This is a genomic window from Aquimarina sp. 2-A2 (genome assembly GCF_045505135.1).
Taxonomy (GTDB): Bacteria; Bacteroidota; Bacteroidia; order Flavobacteriales; family Flavobacteriaceae; genus Aquimarina; species Aquimarina intermedia.
In genome coordinates this window covers 212,129-234,692 of record NZ_JBJKFI010000002.1, presented here as the reverse complement: position 1 = coordinate 234,692, position 22,564 = coordinate 212,129, and the positions used below count along the sequence as shown (strand labels likewise).

Genomic DNA, 22,564 nt, shown 5'->3' with positions numbered 1-22,564 from the left:
TGAAATTTAAAATTATAGAAATTATGAAAATTGGTGTTATCATCATCATAGGCAGCTTTTTATTTATGTCCTGTTCATCTGTAAAAATTGTTGATAGTTGGAAAAATGAAGAAGTATTGTTTTTTAAGCCGAATAAATTAATGGTGTTGGGCATTACACCAAATCTAACGGCACGGAAAATTTTTGAAGAAGAGTTAAAAAATGAATTTATGAAACGTAACATCAATGCCTACGTTAGTGGAGAAGCACTGGATACTTCATTTACGGATTCTCAAAAAACTGAAGAAGAAATCGATACTTTGGTTCAAAAGCTTTCCCAAAAAGGATTCGATGCCGTTGTAATAAGCGCAGTGAAAGGTATTGATGAAAAACGTACTTATGATAGGGGGTATTATACCGTAGGGTATAGCTGGAGACGTTTTGGCAGGTACTACTATACGTACCAAGATATCTTTTACAATCCGCGATATTACAATGAATATAAAATATATCACGTAGAAACCTCAATTTATAATATAAACGAAGGGGAAAATAAGTCCTTGGTATGGGTCGGATCATTGGATATAATAGATCCTACAACCATAACAACGACCGTAAGGGATTATGTCAACGCCATCATTGCCAAATTAATAAAAGATAACATAATTACTGAATTATAAAAGAGCAATTTTGAGATATAGATAACCCAGAGTTTAATAAAGTGAACGTTTACAAAGGATACTATATTGTGTTTTTTGGTTGATGATGAATGAAAATAGCACAAATCAGATTATTTTCTCCCCGTTAATTGACAATTATCATTGTGAAAATTTGAATAAAAACACATTTTTAGATATTCAAATTTATTGTAATGAAATCAATTGTTACCAAACATGGAATTCTCTTAAGAAAGACTAAAAATAGCTTTGAAAACGAAGGTGTTTTCAATCCTGCGGTTATACAAGAAGGCCCTGTAGTCCATATGTTTTATCGTGCTGTTAGAGAAGGTAATTTTTCGACTTTGGGTTATTGTAAACTTGATGGACCATTAACAGTGACGGAAAGAAGTGAAATACCTGTGTTTTCACCCCAAGAGAGTTATGAATTTAAAGGTACAGAGGATCCAAGAATTGTAAAGATTAGTGATACCTATTACTTGACATATTCAGCCTTTGATGGGATTAATGTTTTTGGGGCCTATGCAACTTCAAAAAATTTGAAACAGTTTAAGAGACAAGGAATTATTACACCCAAATTCACTTTTGAAGAATACTCCGAACTTATCAAACATAATTTTGAAAAAATAAGCAATAAACATTTACTCTTTTATGACCTTTTTGTAAGGTATAGACTTGCAGAAATGATGAAAGGTAAAATATATGTTTGGGATAAAAATCTAATGTTTTTTCCGAGAAAGATTAATGGGAAATTTGCTGTTTTGCATAGATTATTTCCATCAATCCAGCTGGTAACTTTCAATGATTCAAAAGAGCTTACCCCAGAATTTTGGAAAGAATATATAACAAATTTAAGACAACATATAGTGCTTCTTCCCAGATATCACTACGAATGTAGTCATATAGGAGGTGGGTGCCCGCCAATAGAAACTGATTCGGGATGGTTGCTTATTTACCACGCGGCAGAAATGACACCAACTGGCTTAATTTATCAAGCTTCGGCAGCATTATTAGATAAAAATGATCCTACTAAGTTGCTTGCGCGATTAAAAGAACCGCTATTTTCTCCCACAGAGCCTTGGGAAAAGAAAGGAGTGGTGGATAATGTAGTTTTCCCCACGGGTACTGCTTTATTTGATGATGATCTTTACATTTATTATGGTGCAGCAGATCAATATGTTGCAGTAGCATCAGTTAGCTTACAAAAATTATTAGAACAACTTAGTTATTAAAATATAAATCATGAACCCAACTCCTAAAATACTCTTTATTGCTACGTTTCCACCCACAGAATGTGGTATCGCTACGTATACAGCAGATCTTATGGATGCAATAACAAATAAATTTAGAAAAACATTTAATCCTATACGCTGCGAATTGCTTCAGAATGGTAAAACATTTTCTAATAAGAAGTATAGTTTTAATCCGAATCAGAAAGAGGAATATAGTAAAATCGCCAAGCGTATTAATGAAGATGAAAGTATACATTTGATTCATATACAGCACGAGTTTGGTTTGTTCGGAGGAATGTATGGAAACTATCTTCTTGATTTCTTAGAGAACATTCGTAAACCCGTAGTTATAACTTTTCACACCGTACTTCCTAATCCAAATGATGAATTAAAAGGTGTGGTTAAAAAATTGGTGTCTTATGCAAGTTCAATCTTTGTGATGACCAAATTGTCTAAAATACTTCTTGAATCAACATATCAAATTACTCCTTCGCTTATTGAAACTATTCCACACGGAACTCACTTGATAAAATGGAACGATCAGAAAATATTAAAAGAAAAGTATGGTTTTTCAAATAGATTAATTCTTTCAACTTTTGGCTTGATGGGACCAGGTAAAAGCATAGAGACTGCGCTGCATGCACTCCCAAAAATTATCGAATATGAATCCAATGTATTGTATCTAATTATCGGGAAAACTCATCCTAATGAAATTATTAATAGTACCGATGGATATCGCAAATATCTCGAATGGATAGTCGAAGATCTCAAATTATATGATAATGTAAAGTTTATAAATCGATATGTGGATCTACCAGAACTTTTAGAGTTATTACAGGCAACAGATATCTATTTGTTTACATCTAAAGATCCTAACCAAGCAGTTAGTGGAACATTTTCGTATGCTATGAGTTGCGGGTGTCCTATCATTGCTACTACCATTCCGCATACCAAAGAAATTTTAAATAGAGATCTTGGTTTTTTAATTGACATTGGAGACTCAAATGCACTGGCCAATGCAACCATAGAATTATTAACAGATACTAAGTTGAGACACCATCTTAGCATCAACACTTTTCAGAAAACAAGATCAACTGCCTGGGAGAATGTTGCCATACGACATATGGGTGTTTACCATCAGCTTGTAAAAAGTCCGAAGGGGGTTAAATACGAATATCCGGATATAAAACTGAATCATCTTAAAAACATGACTACGGCAAGAGGAATCATACAGTTTGCTCAAATTTGTATTCCAGATCATAGTTCCGGATATACGTTAGATGATAATGCCCGGGCATTGATAGCCATGTGTATGCATTATGAACTATTTCCAATTTATGATAATTTGAAGTACGTAGAAATTTACTTAGATTTTATAATAAGATGTCAAAAGGAACAAGGTACATTTATAAATTATATTGATGAATATGATCAAGTTCATATTAAGAATGATTATGTAAATCTTGAAGATTCAAATGCAAGAGCCGTATGGGCTTTAGGAAGTGTAGTTTCTATGCAAAATATACTGCCGGATCATATTGTAAGGCGTGCACGAAATTCTTTTGAGAAATGCCAACAATGGATCACAGGAGTTTTGTCTCCAAGAGCTATCGGTTTTATAATCAAAGGGATCTATCAGTACAATCAGACAGTGCAAAACAATAATTGTACGAAGAGCATTCAACTCTTGGCACAAAACCTAATCACCAACTATGATGCACATGCTACAAAAGATTGGAAGTGGTTTGAATCCTACATGACGTATGCTAACAGTGTACTCCCCGAAGCCATGTTATATAGTTATTTATCTACTGGTAACGACGACTATAAGAGAACTGCATTAGATTCTTTAGCGTTCTTAATCTCAAAAACACTTAGTGAGGAGCAATTCAAAGTTATTTCTAATCAAGGCTGGCATCATAAAAATGAACCTCTTTATCCATATGGTGAACAGCCGATCGATGTAGCGTATACTATACAAACACTTAATATTTTTTATCACACGTTGAAGATTCCTGAATACAAGCCTATGATGGAAAAAGTGTTTAGTTGGTTCTTGGGAAATAATCATTTAAAAGAAATTGTATACAATCCTGTAACCGGCGGTTGTAATGATGGACTAGAAAAATATAATGTTAACCTAAATCAGGGTGCAGAATCTACAGTTTGCTATCTGATAGCAAGATGTATTATGGAGAAGAACACAGTAAAGAAAAAAATAAAGAAGATTACGCAATACAGAGTTAACAAGCTACATAAAAAAGCTAAGATTTTAAAAACAAATAAACATCTAGTTAGTACTACTAAGTAAACATATCGATTATAAAACATTCAAGTGTGAGTTTTATAAAAATGTATGAATGGTGACTTTAACTAAGCGCTTACGATTTTGGAAAAAATAGCATGAAGGAGATTGTGCGTTCTAAAATCCAGTGTAATTATAAATATCTTTTAGTACTTGTTGTTTGCCTATTGAATCTTTCACATTCAAATCATATCGGATTCGGATTTTGGTTCCAATAGGTGCATAATAATAAATTTTCCAAGCATCGCCTTCTCCCGTGCCAATACACCCATTGGAATATGCTTTTCCTAAAGTTATTGGGTTCGTTGTAGGATGAATTAATTGACCATTGCGTATACCATTAATCTCTGTAATAATCCAAGGGATTTGAGGCATTAGAGTAATCCTACCATCATCTCTTTTGGTAAAAAAGAATCGTTCCCCACTTTGAGGATTAAAAAATGTAGGGGACTTTTCATACCCAACAATGCTCCCATCACCATGGATAGTTCTTAAATCTGTTATTCTATCATTCATAGCAAGATATTTACTTGCGTTCTCCCCAACCCGAACGGGTAATGTAAATAGAAGTAATGAATCTCGATATATGCGTAGCTTAAATTCGGGAATGTTAATATCAATCCAGGTACTTTTAAACCGATTTAAAATGTTAGCCGTCATTTGGGAGTCAGGAATCAAGAGTTTTTGTCCTGCTCTAAGTATAATCATCTTACTTTGATTATCTATAAAAGAGCCTTTTTTAAGCTGTAGATAATAATCTGTTTGCATCAAAGTATCAATAATCCATGAATTGGCCCTCACTAATACATGTTCATTTAGTTCGTAATCAGTGTTTCGGTTTTGTTTTTCAATTATGGAGTCCAAAAAGGCGAAATAATTTGATATGGGCACATCTCTGGGAATAACCAGTTCCTGAATAGCATTATATTGTAACGGTTTGCCTGCCGTTAGCATGTAAAGAAATATCAGTACTTTAAACGTAGAAAATTTCATAATGTATTGTATTAGTTTGGTTCAAAACAACTTGTAAAGTAAATGGATCTCATTCTATATCTTTTTAGTTCGTCTTTCATCCTCTATTGCCCAATACACGCCTTTAACATCGGTAACCCATTTATGGTACATAAAAATTAGGATGATTTCTTCGACAGTTTCAACTAAACCTACTATAATAGTAACATAAAAAAGCCAATACACCGGTTCAAAGAACAAGGTCCACAGAATGAATATAGCTTGGAGTATTGCAGAAACTTTTGCTAAATAGGTATGAAAGGCAGTTACTTTGCCATACTTTTTTAACGCTACAAGCATTTGAAGTATATAAGGAATGAAAACAATAATTATAAAAGTAATATGCTCCATAATAAAAGGAAACTCAAAAACTAATACACCTACAGCCCCCATTACAAAAGTCAGCTGATCTCCGTAGGAATCTAACTGCGCCCCATGCGGACTCGAAATTTTTAGAGTTCTCGCAATAAAACCATCGGCTGCATCAGTACTATAGCTTAGTAATAAAAACCAGGAAAATAGTTCTCGATAGTCAAATAGAATACATATAAGCAAAAGAGGTACTGCAAGAATACGATATATTGACAGCCAATCGGCTATAGTAAAATTTTTGTAGGTAATCATAAACCATATTTTAAATCCATAGATGCTCTTAATCTTCAGTTAGTACTAGAACATTTCTAAAAAATAAATTTGTTTGTACTACCTCAGCGTTTCCGGTTGAATTATAAGCAACTGTAAAGTACTATTCTCTGATTTTTTGATCAATGACTATTATCACTTTTATCTCGTACAATTCTATAAAATCAGAAGTAATTTAAAAATAAACAGATATGAGGCTGTAATGACCGAGATCATTTTATAACTATTAGTTTGTGAATATCTTATAGTTTTAAACTGAAACCTCAACACCTTGATGAAGAATATCGTAGTAATAGTACTAGCTTTTGTTTTTCCATTTCTTTCTGTAGCCCAAATAGATATAGATGCGGGAGAAGCTATTGTTTTAAATACCAAACAATATGACGATATATATGTAACCGGCGAAACAATCCAGATAAATGCGACGGTTGATGGTGATGTGCATGCTGCAGGAGGTAAAATAACAAGCAGAGATTCTATATCTCAAGATTTAACTGCTGTTGGTGGTGAATTGTGGATTCAGGGATATGTTGGAGATGATATTCGAATCGCAGTAGGCAAATTGATATTAAATGCAGATGTAGGGGACGATTTAATAGTAGCTGGTGGTGAGGTCGATGTCTCCAAGGATGGAGTAGTGCATGGTAATTTAATCTCGTATGCGGGAGATGTAGTGCTTGATGGAAAAGTCATTGGAATGACCAAAATCTTTGCAAATACTATTGAAATAAACGGAAGATTGGAAGATAACGCTGTACTATATGCAGAAGAAATCTATATCAATGGGGTAATTAAAGGACAAAGCAAAATTGTTGCAACGAAAGTAACACTAGGAAAAGAGGCAAAATTGTATGGAGAAATAGAATATTGGACTGAAAACGGCACCATTGATTTTAAAAACACCCTTATTGATGCTTCAGCAGTTTATAATAAAGACCTTGCTCCTGAGGCTAATGAATTATCTTGGGGAACATTTAGCGTACTGGCCGTGGGTTTTTGGATTTTTTATTTGTTGTCGGCTTTTTTAGTAGTGCTGCTGTTAAATTTAATATTTCAAAAACTATTTCAGGCAGCTGTAACCTATTTGGACAATCATTTTTTGAAAAGTATGGGGTATGGTATGCTCTATGTGCTAGGAACTCCGATTGTAATAATCGTGACTTTTGTTATACTTATTGGTATTCCCATAGGTTTATTGCTTACTTCATTCTATCTCTTTAGCTTATTTTTTGGGCATTTAATAACGGCTTTATTACTAGCGCACTATCTGAATAAGAGAAACGAAGCCTCCTGGAATTTTTGGACAATAACCCTTATAGCACTTACGATAACAGCAGTAATTCGTGTCATAACAATTATACCCATACTGGGAGGTATCATCTCTATATTGCTTATAGCTACTAGTTATGGACTTCTCGTAGTTACGTTACTTCAAAAAAACTCAACGTCAGATTCCAATACTGTAAATCTTATAAAGAATGAAACTTAAAAACGAGTTTACAACAAAAACGATAAATATAGATGTGGGTGATGCTATCTTGCCAGGTTTTTTAACCATTCCCGACCAAGCAAGCTCAATAGTACTATTTTCTCATGGTAGCGGTAGCAGTAGGTTGAGTCCTCGAAATAATTTTGTGGCCAAATCATTACAAAATGAACAAAGATTGGCCACCTTATTAGTGGATCTTTTGACAGTAAAAGAAGATCAGATTTATAGCAATCGATTCGATATTGATCTTTTGACCAAACGGTTAGTATCGATAACTGATTGGGTAAGACAAGCACCAGAAACACGAGAGCTCTCTATAGGATATTTTGGAGCCAGTACAGGAGCAGCATCTGCACTACAGGCAGCAGCTGCTTTGGGAAATACTATTAAAGCAGTGGTTTGCAGAGGAGGGAGACCCGATCTGGCGATGGATGTATTACATAAAGTTATTGCATCTACTTTATTAATCGTAGGAGAGTTGGACACTGAAGTAATAGAGTTAAATCAAAAAGCATTTCAAAAATTTATTTATAATCGAAAAATTGAAATTATTAAAAACGCTTCACATCTGTTTGAAGAACCTGGTAAACTCCAGGAGGTTGCTGTAATTTCAGGTAATTGGTTTACGATGTACTTATAAGAAAATGAATAGGCATATGATTTTTAAGAATAGAAGAGAAGCCGGGATTCAATTAGCGGCACACCTAGAGCATTTAAAAGATAAGAATACAATTGTTTTAGCCATTCCCAGGGGGGGATTACCTTTGGGAGCAATTGTAGCCAAAACTTTGGATGCACCGCTTGATGTTGTACTTACAAAGAAAATAGGGCATCCCAAGAATAAGGAATTCGCTATTGGTGCAGTAAGTCTGAATGAACTATCCATTATAGATTCTTATGAGGTATCACAAGAATACATCAAACAGGAAATTCAAAAAATTCGAAAGAAATTACAAAGGCGTTATTATCAATACTATAAAAATTTAAAGCCACTTAGCCTCGAGCAAAAGATAGTAATCATAGTGGATGACGGCATTGCCACGGGTAATACGATGATGGCAACTATCAAACTTGTTCACAACCAAAAACCTCACAGTATTGTAGTAGCGGTTCCTGTGGCACCTACCTCAGTGGTTAAAAAGTTGAATAGCTCTCCTTTTGTTCAAGAAGTGATATGCTTACAAGCCTCAGATAAATTTTATGCTGTGGGACAGTTTTATAAGGAATTCTCGACCGTAACAGATGAAATGGCTATACGTATATTAGAGGAAAGTAATAAGGATAAAATTCATTGAAACGTACTATTATACCGAGTATTAACAATTGTTGAGCTATCTTTTGATCGCTTTTACTACCACAAATGAACCTTCACCATATCCTTCTTTTGGTTCTTGAATTTTTTTAATATCCTCCAGCTTTCCGAATAAAGTTTGATTAAATTCTGTTTCTATAAATTTGACTTCCTTCAACAGTTTTATAATGTGCGTAACAGTATAAAAAGTTGCGTTTCTATAAAAAGTACTTTGGTTTCGCTTTTCAAGATAGCTTCTTGCTATTGTCTGATCTTTATCAAGAAAACCAACTATGATACTTCCACCACGTTTTAGTACCCTATAAGCTTCTTTAAAAGCAGCTTTTACATTTGATAGATGGCATATGGTTACAAACATCACAAAGTCAAATTGTATATCTTTATAAGGAAGTCTTTCAGCTGTTCCTTCAATTATTTCTACTCCTCTTCGAATCGCTTTATCTGCCATTTCTGTTGCTGGTTCTATACCTTCTTTGATTCCTAAAGGTTTTGAAAATCTTCCGGTTCCGACACCTACTTCGATACCTCGAAGCGTAGCCGGTAATTTTTCTAATTGCGCTCTCAACGCAGCTATTTCAGATTCGTATACAGCTTTATGTTCATCGTACCAAACCTCATATGCTTCAACATTATTATTAAATACTTCTGTTTGTATCATTACAGTACATTTTAAATGATTATTTTGATCAAGCGAGTCAAACGAGGTATAACTATATATAGGTAGCTTAGATCTACTGGCTTTAATAATGAAAATATAAATTGGGAGAATACCCATATATAGTGAAATGGATTATTTTTTAATCATCCATAATTCCAAAACATACCTTTGTGTTAATTCGATATTCTGCGATTTCATTGTTGTTGACAGTAACCTGCATATCTTTAATATAAACAGATTTAATATTTTTTACAGTTTTTGAGGCCTCTTTAACGACATTGTTAACAGCATCTTCAAAACTCTCTGTAGAGTTACCTAAAACTTCTATTACTTTTAGTACTGACATAATCTTAATTTTTTAATAGTAATTAATATTTTTTTAAACGCTTTATTATACTCATAATATAAGTCGTAAATAATTGCCCATGACTTTACATAAAATCCCCATTTTCATCCACCTTTACACGAAGGACCTTATCCTGATTTTCTAATTTGAGTTTATACCTTTTCTTAGCACCTTTCTTATCATGATAATTGACCAGATAAATGTCCTTTGAAATCGCCCAGTTTGGAAATCTTTCTTTGACAGCATTAATCACTTTAGTGGGTAAGTTAACATCAACAAATCGTTCGGCAGTACGTAGAATATTTCCCTCTTTATCATATGAAGCAAGGATCTTCCCTTCGGGAATATAGAAAGTGACCTGATATAAATCATAATCATCCTGATAAAAATCTGCATCCTTTAAATTAAAAGTTGCCACTTTTCTTTCTAGCAGCTCAACAGGTACGGCAACTTCCCGAGAACTAACCTTATCGAGATATTTATAATTTGTAGCACTAATAAATACCTCAGATAACTGTTCTACTTTCTGAGAATAAAAGGGAAAGCTTATTCCCAGGATTAATAAACTAACGATAAATTTTTTCATGATTTCTAATTTTTTATGTTATATAAATTGGATTCGTTACTGGTAGCCTTTTTCCAGATTATCATAAAGCTATCAGATCTATCTTTATATTACAATGACCATGGTCATTCTAGAATTTACCGGTATACAAGTCATGTATATTATTACTTTTCTATTAGCTTATAAATTATTTTGATGAATACAAAGTATACAGGATATGGCCTTTAAGGTTAGCTAAGAATTAGCTTTTTGAAGTATGATAAAAATCATGTTAAGATACTGTAAACCAACATATATTTAGGCTGTCTTGCTAAAAAGTTTGTATACAATTTATCTTTAAACAAAAGATTGATTCTTGCCCTGAGTAGTATAAACTGATATACATTATTAATTCGAGCATAGTTTACCATGCACGTTAACAGTTAAGATACAAGAAGTCTTTACAGAATACTAGAAGTAAAGCACAAGAGCGTTAGATTCTCTTTCATCAGAAGAGTAAAAATCAGCTTTAGTATTTTCTAACGTGTTATAGATGTATCGTGACGAATCGCTAATTAAAATGATTATATGAAAGATACCTAATCGTGAACAGCATCAACAATAAGCGAAAATTTATTTATAAAAACAGCTTTATATCCATAATCATTATGAAAAAGATACTTTTAATTGAAGATGATGAAACTGTACGCGTAACTACTGCAGAAATCCTTGAACTTGCCGGTTATCTAGTTAAAACCGCTAAAAATGGAAGAGAGGGTATTGAAAAAACGAAAGACTATCTTCCAAATTTAGTTTAATGTGATATTATGATGCCTGAACTAGATGGATATCAAACTTTGCAAATCCTAAGAGAAAATCCAAAAACTGCGGGAATTCCCATCATTTTTGTTACTGCAAAGTCAAAGAAATCAGATCTTAGAAGAGGAATGAATTTGGGAGCCGATGACTATTTGACAAAACCGTTTGAGGAACATGAGTTATTAGAAGCTATTGAAAGTAGATTGAAAAAGAATGATTTAATGAAAAAAACATTTTCTAAGATGAATATGGATACAGAGTCATTTTTGATTGACGCATCACAATTTATGGATCTTGAAGGATTCACTCAAAAGTATCCTATTAAAACCTATGAAATAGGAACAACAATACTGAGCGAAGGCAAAAATGCCAGTAAATTATATTTTATACAAAGCGGAGTGGTTAAAACGCATAAACTTACAGCGACAGGTAAAGAGTTCATAACCGGTATACACGGATCAGGTAATTTTGTAGGTCAGGTGTCGTTGCTTAATGAAAAGGAAGTAAATATAGAAACCGCAACCGTTATTGAAGAAGCTATAATGTGCGAAATTCCAAAGAATGACTTCAAGCAACTCATGTATAAGAATAATGTGGTTGCAAACAAGTTCATTATGATACTTTCTAAAGATTTAATTGATTCAAGAAAACAAATGTTATATATGGCTTTTGCTCCGGTGAGACAAAGGGTCGCCAAAGCGTTATTAGAGCTACATAGTAATAGTAATGTTCATATTGGAACGAATACCTTAGGAGTTGATATCCCCAGAGAAGACTTTGCTGGTATCATTGGGACAGCGACTGAAACTGCTATACGCATGTTGTCAAAATTCAAAGAAGAAGGTTTAATAACTACGGGAAAGGGGAGAAAAATTATTCTTTTGGATATAGATAAACTAAGGAGAATCGCGAGTTTCGCTTAGGATCGATTTTTGTAATTAATTATCGACGAATAAGATAAAAACAGAAACAGGAAGCATAACCTCCTGTTTCCTATAAGGAAATTAAATGTATCAATGTTCTAAGCAATCATAAAACGATCTTATCGCTAAAATATCTTATGATTCAAACTAACATAGATAGTTTTATCTCCTTAATAAAGTGTACCGAATGAAAATTTAATGAACAGACAATTGTATGTCTTTTAAAGAAACCGGAACACCGAAATGTTCCGGTTCCATAGAAAGTTTTAAATTACTTTATGACCACTTACAGCAATTTGAAATACTGCTTTATCGCTAAAACAATATAAAAATCCCATGGTATAAAAAGAACTTATAACTCTCTTATGACCTCTGATATATACACTACACCAAAGGTTTTGCTTTCAATTCTATGTGGCTAAAGTAAACTATAAAATGGTACAGGAAAATGACCAAAATCAGTTTGATTTATTTTAATATTTAATTAACTTTTTCATAAGTATAATCCATTGGTTATCAGTTAATTGTTTATGTTTAATTTATGATAAATTAGTTATGTTTTATAATAGTCTTTACTATAACTTAAGTTTTAATACTATGAAATATTCTTTCTAACGATCAATTCTTTATTGGCTATTTTTTTTCAAAAGAGACTTATTTTATATTACTAGAAGAAAAATCGTGCTCGTTTCTAGGAGACAATAAAAAAGATAGGCTCAGCCATAAATGAACACCAATAAGAAATTTCTCCGGATAAGAATCTTAATAATAAGGAAAAATAGGGAGAAGGTATTTTTTTAGAAAAAAAATGATGCTGTGGTGGTATTCCTATAATAAAGGTAAAAAATAGGATGACTAGTTATTTAGTTGTCGTAGCTACTTCTTAAAATAACCTCACTACCTATTACTACCTTTCCTCATTCCTTTCTTTCGCCAGCCACTCCATACAGGATATCCAGTATCGTTGCGCAATGTTAATGTATAATCGTTACGTTTAACTTCTGTAGCGATTATAGCCGGTTCGTTATTATAAGACACTTCTGAACCCTTAACGGTGATCTTATTTCCAGTGCTAAATTGAATTTCTTGATTGTCCAGATACCACGTAGGTCCTAAATGAACCGAAATGGTTTCATCGGCATCTTCTGTTTTAACTTTTAGATGAAGACCATATGACATATTTTTATTGGGCATTATTCGTTCTACAGCGACAACAGTACCGGTCAGCGTTTTTAAAGTCTGAGGATTAAAAAGTTTTCCATAGTTAGAATTCTGTCCCCAGCAACTTCCGCATTGCGCTAACACACTAGTATAGGATGTTAGACAAAATAATAAGGATATTATTACAACGATTTTAATTTTTAAAAGTTTCATATTTAAAAAATTACATACTTGTTTAATTAGTGTTTACATATATTTGGATAGAAATCTAAAAAACTCCTTTTTTGAGTGCATGATAAATAGTTCTTTGCGTTTCTATACGATCTCTAAATCCTACATGATGCTTGGTAAAATTTGTATTTAACACCTCACTTTTTCCTTTCTTGCTATGCTCAGACATATCAGTTTCATGAACATTGATATCATGTTGTAGTGTGTCAATAACCTCTTTGTGAAGAATAAATTGATTCTGAAAATGCTCTAGCTGCGCCAAAACATCTTTTTTGGTCCAACGCCCCACCAATTCGCTCAGCCTATTTTCAAAAAATTTTAGCTCATCTTCCCAGAACAATAGTTGTCGTCTCCAGTGCTGATGTTCGAAATGAAAAACATCATTGTTTAAAACTTCTTTTTCCATAATTTCTGTTATTTATAAGATTTATTTAATTTGTGAATGCATTCAGTTCTGAAGCATTTGTCGTTGAGGCTTTAGTTCTTCTACCTAAAATTCTTTCTAAGTCTTCCTGATAGGCAACTTCCTTTTTTAGTAGTAATTGTGCCAGTTGCTCTAATTCTGCTTTGTGCACTTGTAATAATGCTTTTGTTCTTTTATATGCATCCGCAATCAAACGATGCACCTCGGTATCGATTAATTTAGCCATATTTTCACTATAGGGTTTCCCGAATATACGGTCATTTTGACCCGTAGAGTCATAATAGCTCATAGGTCCGATTGCATAACCTAATCCGTAATAGGCTACCATACTATACGCTTGTTTCGTGATTTTTTCGAGATCGTCCAGCGCTCCTGACGAGGCTTCGTCAAAAATCAATTCTTCTGCGGCCCTCCCTCCAAGTGCAGCACATATACGATCAATAAATTGGGTCTTGGTAATAATTTGATGTTCCTCTGGAAGGTACCATGCGGCTCCCAGGGACTTCCCTCTGGGAATTATAGAAACTTTCATTAATGAGTCCACATGTTTGAGATACCAACTAATTACGGCATGACCGGCTTCATGATAGGCCACAATACGTTTTTCTTCTGCAGAAATTATTTTTGATTTACGCTCTAATCCTCCAACGACCCGATCCCTTGCTTCCATGAAATCTTCCTGTTCAACCGCTATTTTTTTCTTGCGAGCTGCGATCAGCGCTGCCTCATTACAGATATTTGCAATATCAGCTCCTGAGAATCCCGGACTAAGTGATGCAAGTATATCTATATTCACATCCATAGATTTCACGATATTTTTTAAATGGACCTCAAATATTGCTTTTCGTTCTTGTTTATTAGGCAATTCCAAATAGATATGACGATCAAATCTTCCGGGTCTTAGTAATGCTTTATCCAAAATATCCGCTCGATTGGTTGCAGCCAGAACAATCACACCTGTATTGGTGCCAAATCCATCTAACTCGGTCAAAAGCTGATTCAATGTATTTTCTCTTTCATCATTTGTTTGAAACGCATTCGCTTTTCCTCTGGAACGTCCAATAGCATCAATTTCATCGATGAAAATTATACAAGGTGCTTTATCCTTAGCTTGTTTAAATAGATCTCTTACTCTAGAAGCACCGACGCCCACAAACATTTCAACAAATTCAGATCCTGATAATGAAAAGAAAGGTACTTTAGCTTCTCCGGCAATAGCTTTGGCCATCAGGGTTTTACCGGTACCCGGCGGACCAACAAGCATAACACCCTTCGGAATTTTTGCGCCAAGCTTAGTATATACTTCCGGACTTTTTAGAAATTCTATAATTTCTTTGAGCTCAATCTTCGCTTCTTCTAAACCGGCAACATCCTCAAAGGTTATAGAGCTTTTAGCATCCTTGCTTGTTAACTTTGCCGTACTTTTTCCAAAGTTGATCAAAGAACTTCCCGTACCAGACCCCATCCCAGAGCGTTTGAGCAGAAATAGCCAGAATATTATAAATAACACGACAGGGAAAAACCAGGAAAATAGTGAAAACCAATTGGTTCTATTTTCATATTGAATTTCAATTTTATCTTCTTCAGCAAGGTGTTGAGTAGCTTTCTCTAGTTTATTCTCAAAAGTTTCAATCGATCCGATAGTCAAAATATAAGTAGGTTCTGCTTCATAACTAAATAATCCCTTTGGTTTATCTACCATATCTATACTAGTTGCACCTTTTTCAGATCTTAAATAAATCTCAGCAACTTCTTTATTTACGATAATAATTTTTTCAACCGAATTATCCTGCAGTAAGGTTCTCTCAAATGCCAGCCAGGTTATCTCTTTAGTTTCATTGCTTGACCTTGATACTATGGAAAAAATGATGAAAAAGATAAAAGCAATATAAAGCCAATAAGAACGAAAGTTTTTATTTGGTTTTTTAGTAGTTGGCCTTCCGGTAGGTTTGAAAGCATTGGGAATATTATTTTTATTAGCACTCATCGATTAAAATATCTTGAATTTACTCTAAAGCTATTTCAAATTCGCTCTGCCGGAAATGATATCGGTCATTAAAAGTCAATGTTTTCTATTTCTAGTCCGATTTAATAGACAAAATGCGATTCTTCCATGATTTTTTCAAAACAAAAACAGTTTGTATTGTGAGTATAATACATCCCAAAACCATTACTTTTGCCTATCTAAAAATCATAGCTTTTGGCAACCGAATCTCAAAATATCTTCCTTACCAAAAAAGAGAAACTCAAATGTAGCGTTTGTGGTAAACGCATACCAAAAGGTAAATCCTTTGTAGCAGAAAGTGAGAATCACAAAGGCAGCTGTTTTGCGTGTTCGCCCTTTGTGGGTTATGTATTCTTACCTTCTGGAGATGCCGCACTTACTAGGCGTTCAAAAAAACATTCGGATCGTTGTGCTGTGGTATTAGAATGGAATGTACGGCGTAAACGTTTTCAACGTACCGGACAACTCGTACAAGAAGTGGCTATTAAAATAGCAGAAAAAGAATGTGCTCAAGATGCTGCTATTCGCGCAGAGAAGAATAAAAAGGCTGCGATAGTTCGTGAACAACAAGATCGCATCTACGTAGCAGCTTTTGCCAAAGCAATTCGTGCTCGATACCCATTATGTCCATCGCAACGTGAAGTTGCTATCGCACAACATGCTTGTGAGAAGTATAGTGGTAGAGTAGGACGGACCGCTGATGCAAAGCAGTTCGATGCTAAAATGATAGACCTTGCTGTAGAAGCACATATTCGTCATACCGAAACCAATTATGACGCCCAATTTGGAAGAGGCAAGGGAAAAAAACAAATTCGATCAGAAGTTAAAACTGATATTCAGCAGGTGCTACGCCAGTGGAGAGGATTTCTATAATCCTAATACGGTTTTGGGCTATTTAGAGACAGCACTCGGTTTTAATTTTATAATTCGTAATTTATGTAACAGCAGCATAATGTAATATGTAGGATCGATTTCGTGCCAACGCACTCCGCCAAAATTAGCACGATTTGCATGCTTATGATGATTGTTATGATAGCTTTCACCCATCATTAAGAAATCAACAGGAAACAAATTCTTAGATGTATTATTCATCTTAAAATTAGTATAACCTACTATATGACCGAACCAATTGATAATCACTCCATGAATTGGAGCCATAAAAAAGGCAACCGGTAAAAATAACCATTGCCACCAGGCTGTAGCAAAAAAGTAGAAAAACGCAGTATAAAATAATCCCCAGGCAATTCTTGAACCGTTCGAACTTGCAAATTTGTCAAAACTTTTCCATTGCGGAGCATTTTTGGTGAATTTTGCATCCAACTCGATACGCTTGTTATTGATATCCTGATAAATAGATTTTGTACGCCACATCATACTAAATAAATTACTATCATACTTAGGTGAATGTGGATCTTTCTCTGTGTCTACGTACGCATGATGCATACGGTGCATGACACCATATCCGTAAGCACTCAAATAATTAGAACCCTGAAATATCCAGGTAAGCACAAAACACATTTTTTCTGTCAGTTTAGACATTGTAAATGTTTGATGCGCGGCATATCTATGAAGAAAAAAAGTTTGAAAGAATAATCCCATATACCATAGGATCAATATAAAGATGAGTATAACCATTGTAGTCTTTGCGTGCTAAATTTTTGAATTTAAAAGGCTTTTGCAATCAGGTACTTCAAAATGCATACCAAATCGACACTTAGCGATTACAAAAATAAGACTATCTACTCAAAAACTCACGTTAAACAAAGCATAAAGTTGCCCCTGACAGCTGGTCTAATAGAATCACTTATTCCGATCCGGTAGGTGTATATCAGGTTGTGTTGTACAAAAAGTTTACTTTTGTAGCTTATCATTACAGTTTGTTACCATTATGGCAAAATCAGGAAGACCTAAAAACACAAAAAATAAAGCAAAGCATGCGAAGCTTGTGGATCGTAAAAAGAATAAATTACGTCAAAAGCAGGACGAACGAACTGAGCGACTAAAAGCATTAAAGGAAAAGATCAAAGAACATAATCAAGACAGCACTACTAATGACTAAATGTCCTTGCGGTACCGCCAAGACTTATGCAGATTGTTGTGAGTTAATTCACAGAAATATTCACAATGCCAAAACCGCTGAGGACTTAATGCGGTCCAGGTATACAGCTTTTGTACTTGCCAATGGAGTGTATCTTATGAAGAGTCATCATAGTACCACACGACCGGTTCATGAAAAAGAGGAAATCGTTGCCTGGGCAAAGTCTGTCCAATGGATACGATTGGAAGTTTTAGGTACTACAAAAGGTGGTAGTAACGATAAAAAAGGCACCGTACATTTTAAAGCATATTTTTTTGAAGGTGGAATAGTTCAAACGATAGAAGAACATTCATTGTTCGAACGAGAAGAGGAGCATTGGGTCTATGTGGGAGCAATGTAAGTGTTAAAACCATAACGTTTACTTCGTAGTATTGTTAATTAGAGGTTAAACCAGCGTATCATAATTAACACTACCTGAAACATACAGTATCTTAGTTTGAACAATCAAAACCAGCCACGCATGTCCGAAACTTTTGTCAAACGTTTATTGGTAATCGTACTTTCCATTATCGGAGTTTATTGTGTTGTTATAGCACTTATTCAAACACAACAATATATCGCACCCTTAGTATTAGGTGGATTATTCGCAATGTCCTTATTACCATTGTACAACGCCTTACTTAAGCGTAGATTAGGTTCAGGCCTAGCAGCATTTGTCTCCTTAGGCGTTTTAGTTGTTGCCATGGGCGTGTTAATACTTATATTTTCAACCCGTGTCAAAGGTGTGGTAAGCGAATGGAATAATTTACGTACAGAAATGTTACCCAAGGTCAATAACGCTCAGGAATATCTGGACTCCAATTTAGGTATCCAATTTAAAGAATTGGACCGGCTGATAAATTTTATGAAGCCAAGTGATAAAAACGATTCTCAAAGTTTTACCATTTCAACGCGTATGGTTTCAGACACGGTAAATCCGTTATTTGGGGTAGTGGGTTCTTTTTTTCTGATCTTGATATATATCTATTTCTTTCTCTTTTTTAAAGAGCATATTCACAAAGCTATTCTTAATTTTTTCTCTGCATCTCACCAAAAGGCTGCTAAAAACGCATTGCATAATGCAGCGATTGTATGTCGTCAATATTTTATAGGTAAAATGGTGCTTATTATTATTCTTGCAATCATTTATTACACGGGTTTACAAATTATAGGTGTAAAATATGCATTGTTTTTGGCGTGTTTTGCAGCGTTACTCTCTGTTATTCCGTATGTTGGAAATATTATTGGAGCAGGACTGGCGATTTTATTAGGAATGGTAACCGAGGGTCTTACACCAGTATCCGTAATTATAGGGGTTGGCATTACTTTTACCATCGCCCAGTTTATTGAGAGTTATATTCTGGAGCCTTTTGTTATAGGGAATAAAGTTGGACTTAATGCACTGTTTACCATTTTGGCTGTAGTTTTTGGCGGAGCACTTTGGGGAATTGTGGGGATGGTAGTGGCAATTCCGTTAGTCGGAATATTGAAGGTGCTGTTCGATGCCATTCCTTGGTTAGCGCCGATTGGTACATTAATAGGTAACATTGAAGAACCCAAGTCTAAAGGTAAAATATCAGCCATCATACAAAAAATAAAATTCTGGTAACAGTCAAAACCTCCTTTACTTTTCAAATATTTTGTGATTACTTTGTCCCGGGAAAACAACTAAGCTATTGGAAGAACAGGAGAAGAAAAAAATAAAGAAATTTACGAAACATAACTTTTTTGATCGTACCTATTGCGTGTTCCAAGGGGCACCATTATGGAAGATTTCGCGTAAAAAGCCTCACTACCGCAGTGAATCGGGCAGTTCGTATTATTATACTACCAAGGGTGTATACCGCCTCTCTAATCATTGGGGACGCGCTGCAAGCTGTCAATGGAGATTATTGTCAGATTTACCTGCCGAAATTGATGATTTACGATTGGGATATGCTGATTGGGAGGATTTTAGAGTAAATATGGATGAAGCAGCTGATGCGTATTATATTTCGGTTGATTTTGAAACGAAATCGGTTCAATATAATCATAAACATGATCCGGACTATGATCAGGTAGCGGTGGTACGAACCGCCGATGATACCCGTAAACGTATCAAACAAATTAAAAATATATTGGAAGATTATAAGTGGGCCAAATATTTTGAATATGATGATCTGGAAGAATTTAGGAAAGAGGTGGTGATGCAACTTATCAATACCGATATTGATCTTAATGAGTTAAAAAGGTCATTGATGTAAGAGGCGTTAGGTTCCTTCGGTATAAAAATAGATTTGTATTTGGATAATTTTAGTATCTTTTCAGTCCAAATCAATAACGAATCTAAAAACCTACGTATGGAAATTTTCTCGTCCTATAACTTAATCATAGGCTTTTCAGTCATAATTATTTTGTCTTTTATATTTAATGGCTTAGCCAAAAAGACGAATGTACCTGCGGTTTTAATGTTGATTGTGTTAGGAGTCATAATACAATATGGTTTGGCATCTTTTGAAGGTGAACCTTTTGATTTTTTTCCGATGCTTGAAATTCTTGGAATCATCGGCTTGATTATGATTGTACTGGAAGCTGCCTTAGAACTCAAGCTCAAACGAGAGAAATTACGTCCTATTTTAGTAGCCTTTACAATTGCACTAATTGGCTTGGTCGTTTCCACTTACTTAGCTGCGTTAATATTATATGGCTTGGTCGATGGGATGACCATGCAATCTGCCTGGTTGTATGCCACCCCATTATCTATTTTGTCCAGTGCTATTATCATTCCGTCGGTTGTCAGCCTGTCGGAAGTGAAAAAGGAATTTCACATTTATGAAAGCACCTTTTCTGATATTTTGGGAATCATGTTATTTTATTTTTTAAGCGGAAGTCTAAATCCGGCCGAAGATTCGGGTGTAACAGGATTTGCGCTCAATTTAGTACTGACAGTAGTAATTTCTCTTATAGCAAGCTATGGTATAATCCTTATTTTTCAGAAAATAAAAAGTCAGGTGAAATTATTCCTGCTTATCGGGGTTTTACTCCTTTTATATGCTGTCGGAAAGAAAATGCACTTATCATCTTTAATTATCATTTTAATTTTCGGATTAGTGATTGCGAACATGAAATTGTTTTTTCAAGGGAGGTTAAAAGAATTTATAAATTTTGAAAAAGCAAAATCCATTTATCATGAATTACATGTGATTACAGCTGAAACAGCCTTTGTAGTTCGTACATTTTTCTTTGTGATATTTGGAATAACCATAACACTATCTTCCTTACTGAGTTTGCGGGTTACCTTAATAAGCATCCTGATTATTGTTACAATTTATGCGATCCGATATGGCTTGTTGCGATTGTTCATGGGTAAAGATATCAGTCCGCAAGTGTTTATTGCGCCCAGAGGGTTAATTACAGTATTACTTTTTTACGCGATTCCGGCAGAAGCTATTATTCCAGGATTTGAACCCGGTATTTTATTATTCGTAATTATAGGTACCAGTTTAATCATGACCGGTGGTATGATATGGGACAAAGAGCGTGAACGCTTACGTCTGGAAGCTGAAGACGAACTGATTATTGAAGATGTTGAGATACCCGCTGTGGTACCGCAACCTGTATCCGGAATGTCATCGACCGGTTCTACAGCTTCTTCAGACAATTTAGATGTGTAATTTTAAGCAATAGGCATTTTACGTTAAAGCCATCGTAAATTTTTGAACAGCTATATTCTAATTTGTAATTTTAACACGTGAAAACTGATAAAGTTTTGTAAAACATGTTAGAATCATTTTTGTCGTACTTATAACATGATCTTATAGAATGTACATATGTTAAGTAAAATAAAACCACCCATGAAAATTAAAAACACTCTATTAATAATAGGAACTGCGGCATTAATAATGTCATGTGCTACAAATCCTTTTACCGGAAAACAAACATTGGCCATTGTGCCGAATTCACAAATTTTCCCAATGGCTTTTCAGCAATATGACCAATTTTTGGGTGAAAATAAGGTGATAACCGGTACCTCTGAAGCTCAGATGATTACCCGTGTCGGACAAAAAATAGCTAAAGCCTCAGAGCGTTGGTTAAACGCCAATGGCTATACCGGCTATTTGGATGGGTATCAGTGGGAATATAATTTGGTTAAGGACGATGCTGTCAATGCCTGGTGTATGCCGGGAGGTAAAATTGTTTTCTATACAGGAATTTTACCAATAGCAAAAACTGAAGCAGGAATCGCTGCGGTAATGGGGCATGAGGTAGCTCACGCTTTGGCAAATCACGGGCAACAACGTATGAGTGCTGGGCAATTACAGCAAGTCGCCGGAGCTGCAACATCAGTTGCCATTCAAAATAGAAGCGAAAGCACTCAGCAAATTATCGGTACAGCCTTTGGTTTAGGAACGCAATTCGGAGTTATGTTACCCTTTAGCCGTAGTCATGAAACAGAAGCTGATAAAATTGGTTTACAATTAATGGCGATTGCCGGGTATAATCCTGATGAAGCCGCAGATTTGTGGAGACGAATGAAAGCAAATAGTGGAGGACAATCCCCACCAGAGTTTATGAGTACACATCCATCCAGTGATACGCGTATCGCAAATCTTACTGCGTGGGCTCCGGGTGCAAAGGCAGAAGCACGTAAGTTTGGGGTTACCAACTTTAAATAATTGTTAGTAGCGCTACGTTAATAATATTATTTCTATTTTAGAAGCTGTTTTGAAACTATCAAAACAGCTTTTTT

24 protein-coding genes are annotated in these 22,564 nt (G+C 34.7%); 15 read left to right on the top strand and 9 right to left on the bottom strand.

Features of this window, described 5'->3' with window-relative positions:
- Nucleotides 1-23: 23 nt before the first annotated feature.
- The 3 genes from ACJRPK_RS06480 (at nucleotide 24) to ACJRPK_RS06470 (ending at nucleotide 4,199) form a co-directional block, all read left to right on the top strand.
- Entirely contained in the window at nucleotides 24-659 is a 636-nt protein-coding gene (locus ACJRPK_RS06480) for a hypothetical protein (RefSeq protein WP_407139088.1), read from the top strand.
- A 191-nt stretch (nucleotides 660-850) separates the two neighbouring features.
- Complete coding sequence (locus ACJRPK_RS06475) at nucleotides 851-1,888, top strand: pesticidal protein Cry7Aa (protein ID WP_407139086.1); 1,038 nt, start codon at nucleotides 851-853, stop codon at nucleotides 1,886-1,888.
- Nucleotides 1,889-1,898: 10 nt separating this feature from the next.
- Nucleotides 1,899-4,199: a glycosyltransferase gene (locus ACJRPK_RS06470; RefSeq protein ID WP_407139085.1), complete on the top strand. Its 2,301-nt coding sequence runs from the start codon at nucleotides 1,899-1,901 to the stop codon at nucleotides 4,197-4,199.
- A 111-nt stretch (nucleotides 4,200-4,310) separates the two neighbouring features.
- On the opposite strand, the gene ACJRPK_RS06465 is transcribed toward ACJRPK_RS06470, so the two are convergent.
- Both ACJRPK_RS06465 and ACJRPK_RS06460 read right to left on the bottom strand, forming a co-directional pair.
- Nucleotides 4,311-5,186, bottom strand: a complete 876-nt coding sequence (locus tag ACJRPK_RS06465; RefSeq protein WP_407139084.1) for a L,D-transpeptidase — start codon at nucleotides 5,184-5,186, stop codon at nucleotides 4,311-4,313.
- Between the two features lie 54 nt (nucleotides 5,187-5,240).
- Nucleotides 5,241-5,828, bottom strand: a complete 588-nt coding sequence (locus ACJRPK_RS06460) for a CDP-alcohol phosphatidyltransferase family protein (protein ID WP_407139083.1) — start codon at nucleotides 5,826-5,828, stop codon at nucleotides 5,241-5,243.
- Between the two features lie 292 nt (nucleotides 5,829-6,120).
- Here ACJRPK_RS06460 and ACJRPK_RS06455 point away from each other — a divergent pair, with 292 nt between their 5' ends.
- From ACJRPK_RS06455 to ACJRPK_RS06445, 3 genes are read left to right on the top strand one after another with little or no spacing between them, the layout of a single operon-like run.
- Nucleotides 6,121-7,335 (top strand): hypothetical protein, encoded by a 1,215-nt coding sequence (locus ACJRPK_RS06455; protein ID WP_407139082.1) that lies wholly within the window; start codon nucleotides 6,121-6,123, stop codon nucleotides 7,333-7,335.
- On the top strand, nucleotides 7,325-7,975 hold the full coding sequence (locus ACJRPK_RS06450) for a dienelactone hydrolase family protein (RefSeq protein ID WP_407139081.1): 651 nt from the start codon (nucleotides 7,325-7,327) through the stop codon (nucleotides 7,973-7,975). The genes ACJRPK_RS06455 and ACJRPK_RS06450 overlap by 11 nt, the downstream gene beginning before the upstream one ends.
- 16 nt (nucleotides 7,976-7,991) lie before the next feature.
- On the top strand, nucleotides 7,992-8,630 hold the full coding sequence (locus ACJRPK_RS06445) for a phosphoribosyltransferase (RefSeq protein ID WP_407139080.1): 639 nt from the start codon (nucleotides 7,992-7,994) through the stop codon (nucleotides 8,628-8,630).
- 36 nt (nucleotides 8,631-8,666) lie between these two features.
- Here the strand turns inward: ACJRPK_RS06445 and ACJRPK_RS06440 are convergent, their stop codons facing one another.
- From ACJRPK_RS06440 to ACJRPK_RS06430, 3 genes are all read right to left on the bottom strand, one after another.
- A complete protein-coding gene (locus ACJRPK_RS06440) occupies nucleotides 8,667-9,305 on the bottom strand; it encodes a class I SAM-dependent methyltransferase (RefSeq protein WP_407139079.1) in 639 nt (212 codons plus the stop codon).
- Nucleotides 9,306-9,444: 139 nt separating this feature from the next.
- The gene (locus ACJRPK_RS06435; RefSeq protein ID WP_407139078.1) at nucleotides 9,445-9,651 is read right to left on the bottom strand and encodes a dodecin family protein; all 207 of its coding nucleotides are present in this window, start codon (nucleotides 9,649-9,651) and stop codon (nucleotides 9,445-9,447) included.
- Between the two features lie 85 nt (nucleotides 9,652-9,736).
- Nucleotides 9,737-10,237, bottom strand: coding sequence for a nicotinate-nucleotide adenylyltransferase (locus tag ACJRPK_RS06430; protein ID WP_407139077.1), 501 nt, complete (start codon nucleotides 10,235-10,237; stop codon nucleotides 9,737-9,739).
- Nucleotides 10,238-10,863: 626 nt separating this feature from the next.
- Here ACJRPK_RS06430 and ACJRPK_RS06425 point away from each other — a divergent pair.
- Nucleotides 10,864-11,013 carry a hypothetical protein gene (locus tag ACJRPK_RS06425; protein WP_407139076.1) on the top strand — a complete coding sequence of 50 codons (150 nt, stop codon included), beginning with the start codon at nucleotides 10,864-10,866 and terminating at the stop codon, nucleotides 11,011-11,013.
- A 9-nt stretch (nucleotides 11,014-11,022) separates the two neighbouring features.
- Nucleotides 11,023-11,937 (top strand): cyclic nucleotide-binding domain-containing protein, encoded by a 915-nt coding sequence (locus ACJRPK_RS06420; RefSeq protein ID WP_407139075.1) that lies wholly within the window; start codon nucleotides 11,023-11,025, stop codon nucleotides 11,935-11,937.
- Nucleotides 11,938-12,834: 897 nt separating this feature from the next.
- On the opposite strand, the gene ACJRPK_RS06415 is transcribed toward ACJRPK_RS06420, so the two are convergent.
- The 3 genes from ACJRPK_RS06415 to ftsH are packed head-to-tail and all read right to left on the bottom strand — an operon-like array spanning nucleotide 12,835 to nucleotide 15,740.
- Nucleotides 12,835-13,311 carry a hypothetical protein gene (locus tag ACJRPK_RS06415; protein ID WP_407139074.1) on the bottom strand — a complete coding sequence of 159 codons (477 nt, stop codon included), beginning with the start codon at nucleotides 13,309-13,311 and terminating at the stop codon, nucleotides 12,835-12,837.
- A 55-nt stretch (nucleotides 13,312-13,366) separates the two neighbouring features.
- Nucleotides 13,367-13,735 carry a hypothetical protein gene (locus ACJRPK_RS06410; protein ID WP_407139073.1) on the bottom strand — a complete coding sequence of 123 codons (369 nt, stop codon included), beginning with the start codon at nucleotides 13,733-13,735 and terminating at the stop codon, nucleotides 13,367-13,369.
- 25 nt (nucleotides 13,736-13,760) lie between these two features.
- Complete coding sequence (ftsH, locus tag ACJRPK_RS06405; protein ID WP_407139072.1) at nucleotides 13,761-15,740, bottom strand: ATP-dependent zinc metalloprotease FtsH; 1,980 nt, start codon at nucleotides 15,738-15,740, stop codon at nucleotides 13,761-13,763.
- 213 nt (nucleotides 15,741-15,953) lie between these two features.
- On the opposite strand from ftsH, the gene ACJRPK_RS06400 reads away from it, so the two are divergent.
- Nucleotides 15,954-16,631: a DUF2293 domain-containing protein gene (locus ACJRPK_RS06400; RefSeq protein WP_407139071.1), complete on the top strand. Its 678-nt coding sequence runs from the start codon at nucleotides 15,954-15,956 to the stop codon at nucleotides 16,629-16,631.
- Between the two features lie 18 nt (nucleotides 16,632-16,649).
- On the opposite strand, the gene ACJRPK_RS06395 is transcribed toward ACJRPK_RS06400, so the two are convergent.
- Nucleotides 16,650-17,393, bottom strand: coding sequence for an acyl-CoA desaturase (locus tag ACJRPK_RS06395; RefSeq protein ID WP_407139070.1), 744 nt, complete (start codon nucleotides 17,391-17,393; stop codon nucleotides 16,650-16,652).
- A 253-nt stretch (nucleotides 17,394-17,646) separates the two neighbouring features.
- Between ACJRPK_RS06395 and ACJRPK_RS06390 the strand changes: the two genes are divergently transcribed.
- The 6 genes from ACJRPK_RS06390 to ACJRPK_RS06365 all read left to right on the top strand — a co-directional run bounded on the left by ACJRPK_RS06390 (nucleotide 17,647) and on the right by ACJRPK_RS06365 (nucleotide 22,490).
- Nucleotides 17,647-17,817, top strand: coding sequence for a hypothetical protein (locus ACJRPK_RS06390; RefSeq protein WP_407139069.1), 171 nt, complete (start codon nucleotides 17,647-17,649; stop codon nucleotides 17,815-17,817).
- Nucleotides 17,810-18,196, top strand: coding sequence for a YchJ family protein (locus ACJRPK_RS06385; RefSeq protein WP_407139068.1), 387 nt, complete (start codon nucleotides 17,810-17,812; stop codon nucleotides 18,194-18,196). The genes ACJRPK_RS06390 and ACJRPK_RS06385 overlap by 8 nt, the downstream gene beginning before the upstream one ends.
- A gap of 120 nt (nucleotides 18,197-18,316) precedes the next feature.
- Entirely contained in the window at nucleotides 18,317-19,444 is a 1,128-nt protein-coding gene (locus tag ACJRPK_RS06380; protein WP_407139066.1) for an AI-2E family transporter, read from the top strand.
- A gap of 67 nt (nucleotides 19,445-19,511) precedes the next feature.
- Entirely contained in the window at nucleotides 19,512-20,078 is a 567-nt protein-coding gene (locus ACJRPK_RS06375) for a hypothetical protein (protein ID WP_407139065.1), read from the top strand.
- Nucleotides 20,079-20,174: 96 nt separating this feature from the next.
- Nucleotides 20,175-21,488 carry a cation:proton antiporter gene (locus tag ACJRPK_RS06370; RefSeq protein WP_407139063.1) on the top strand — a complete coding sequence of 438 codons (1,314 nt, stop codon included), beginning with the start codon at nucleotides 20,175-20,177 and terminating at the stop codon, nucleotides 21,486-21,488.
- A 180-nt stretch (nucleotides 21,489-21,668) separates the two neighbouring features.
- A complete protein-coding gene (locus tag ACJRPK_RS06365) occupies nucleotides 21,669-22,490 on the top strand; it encodes a M48 family metallopeptidase (RefSeq protein ID WP_407139062.1) in 822 nt (273 codons plus the stop codon).
- Nucleotides 22,491-22,564 lie beyond the last annotated feature (74 nt).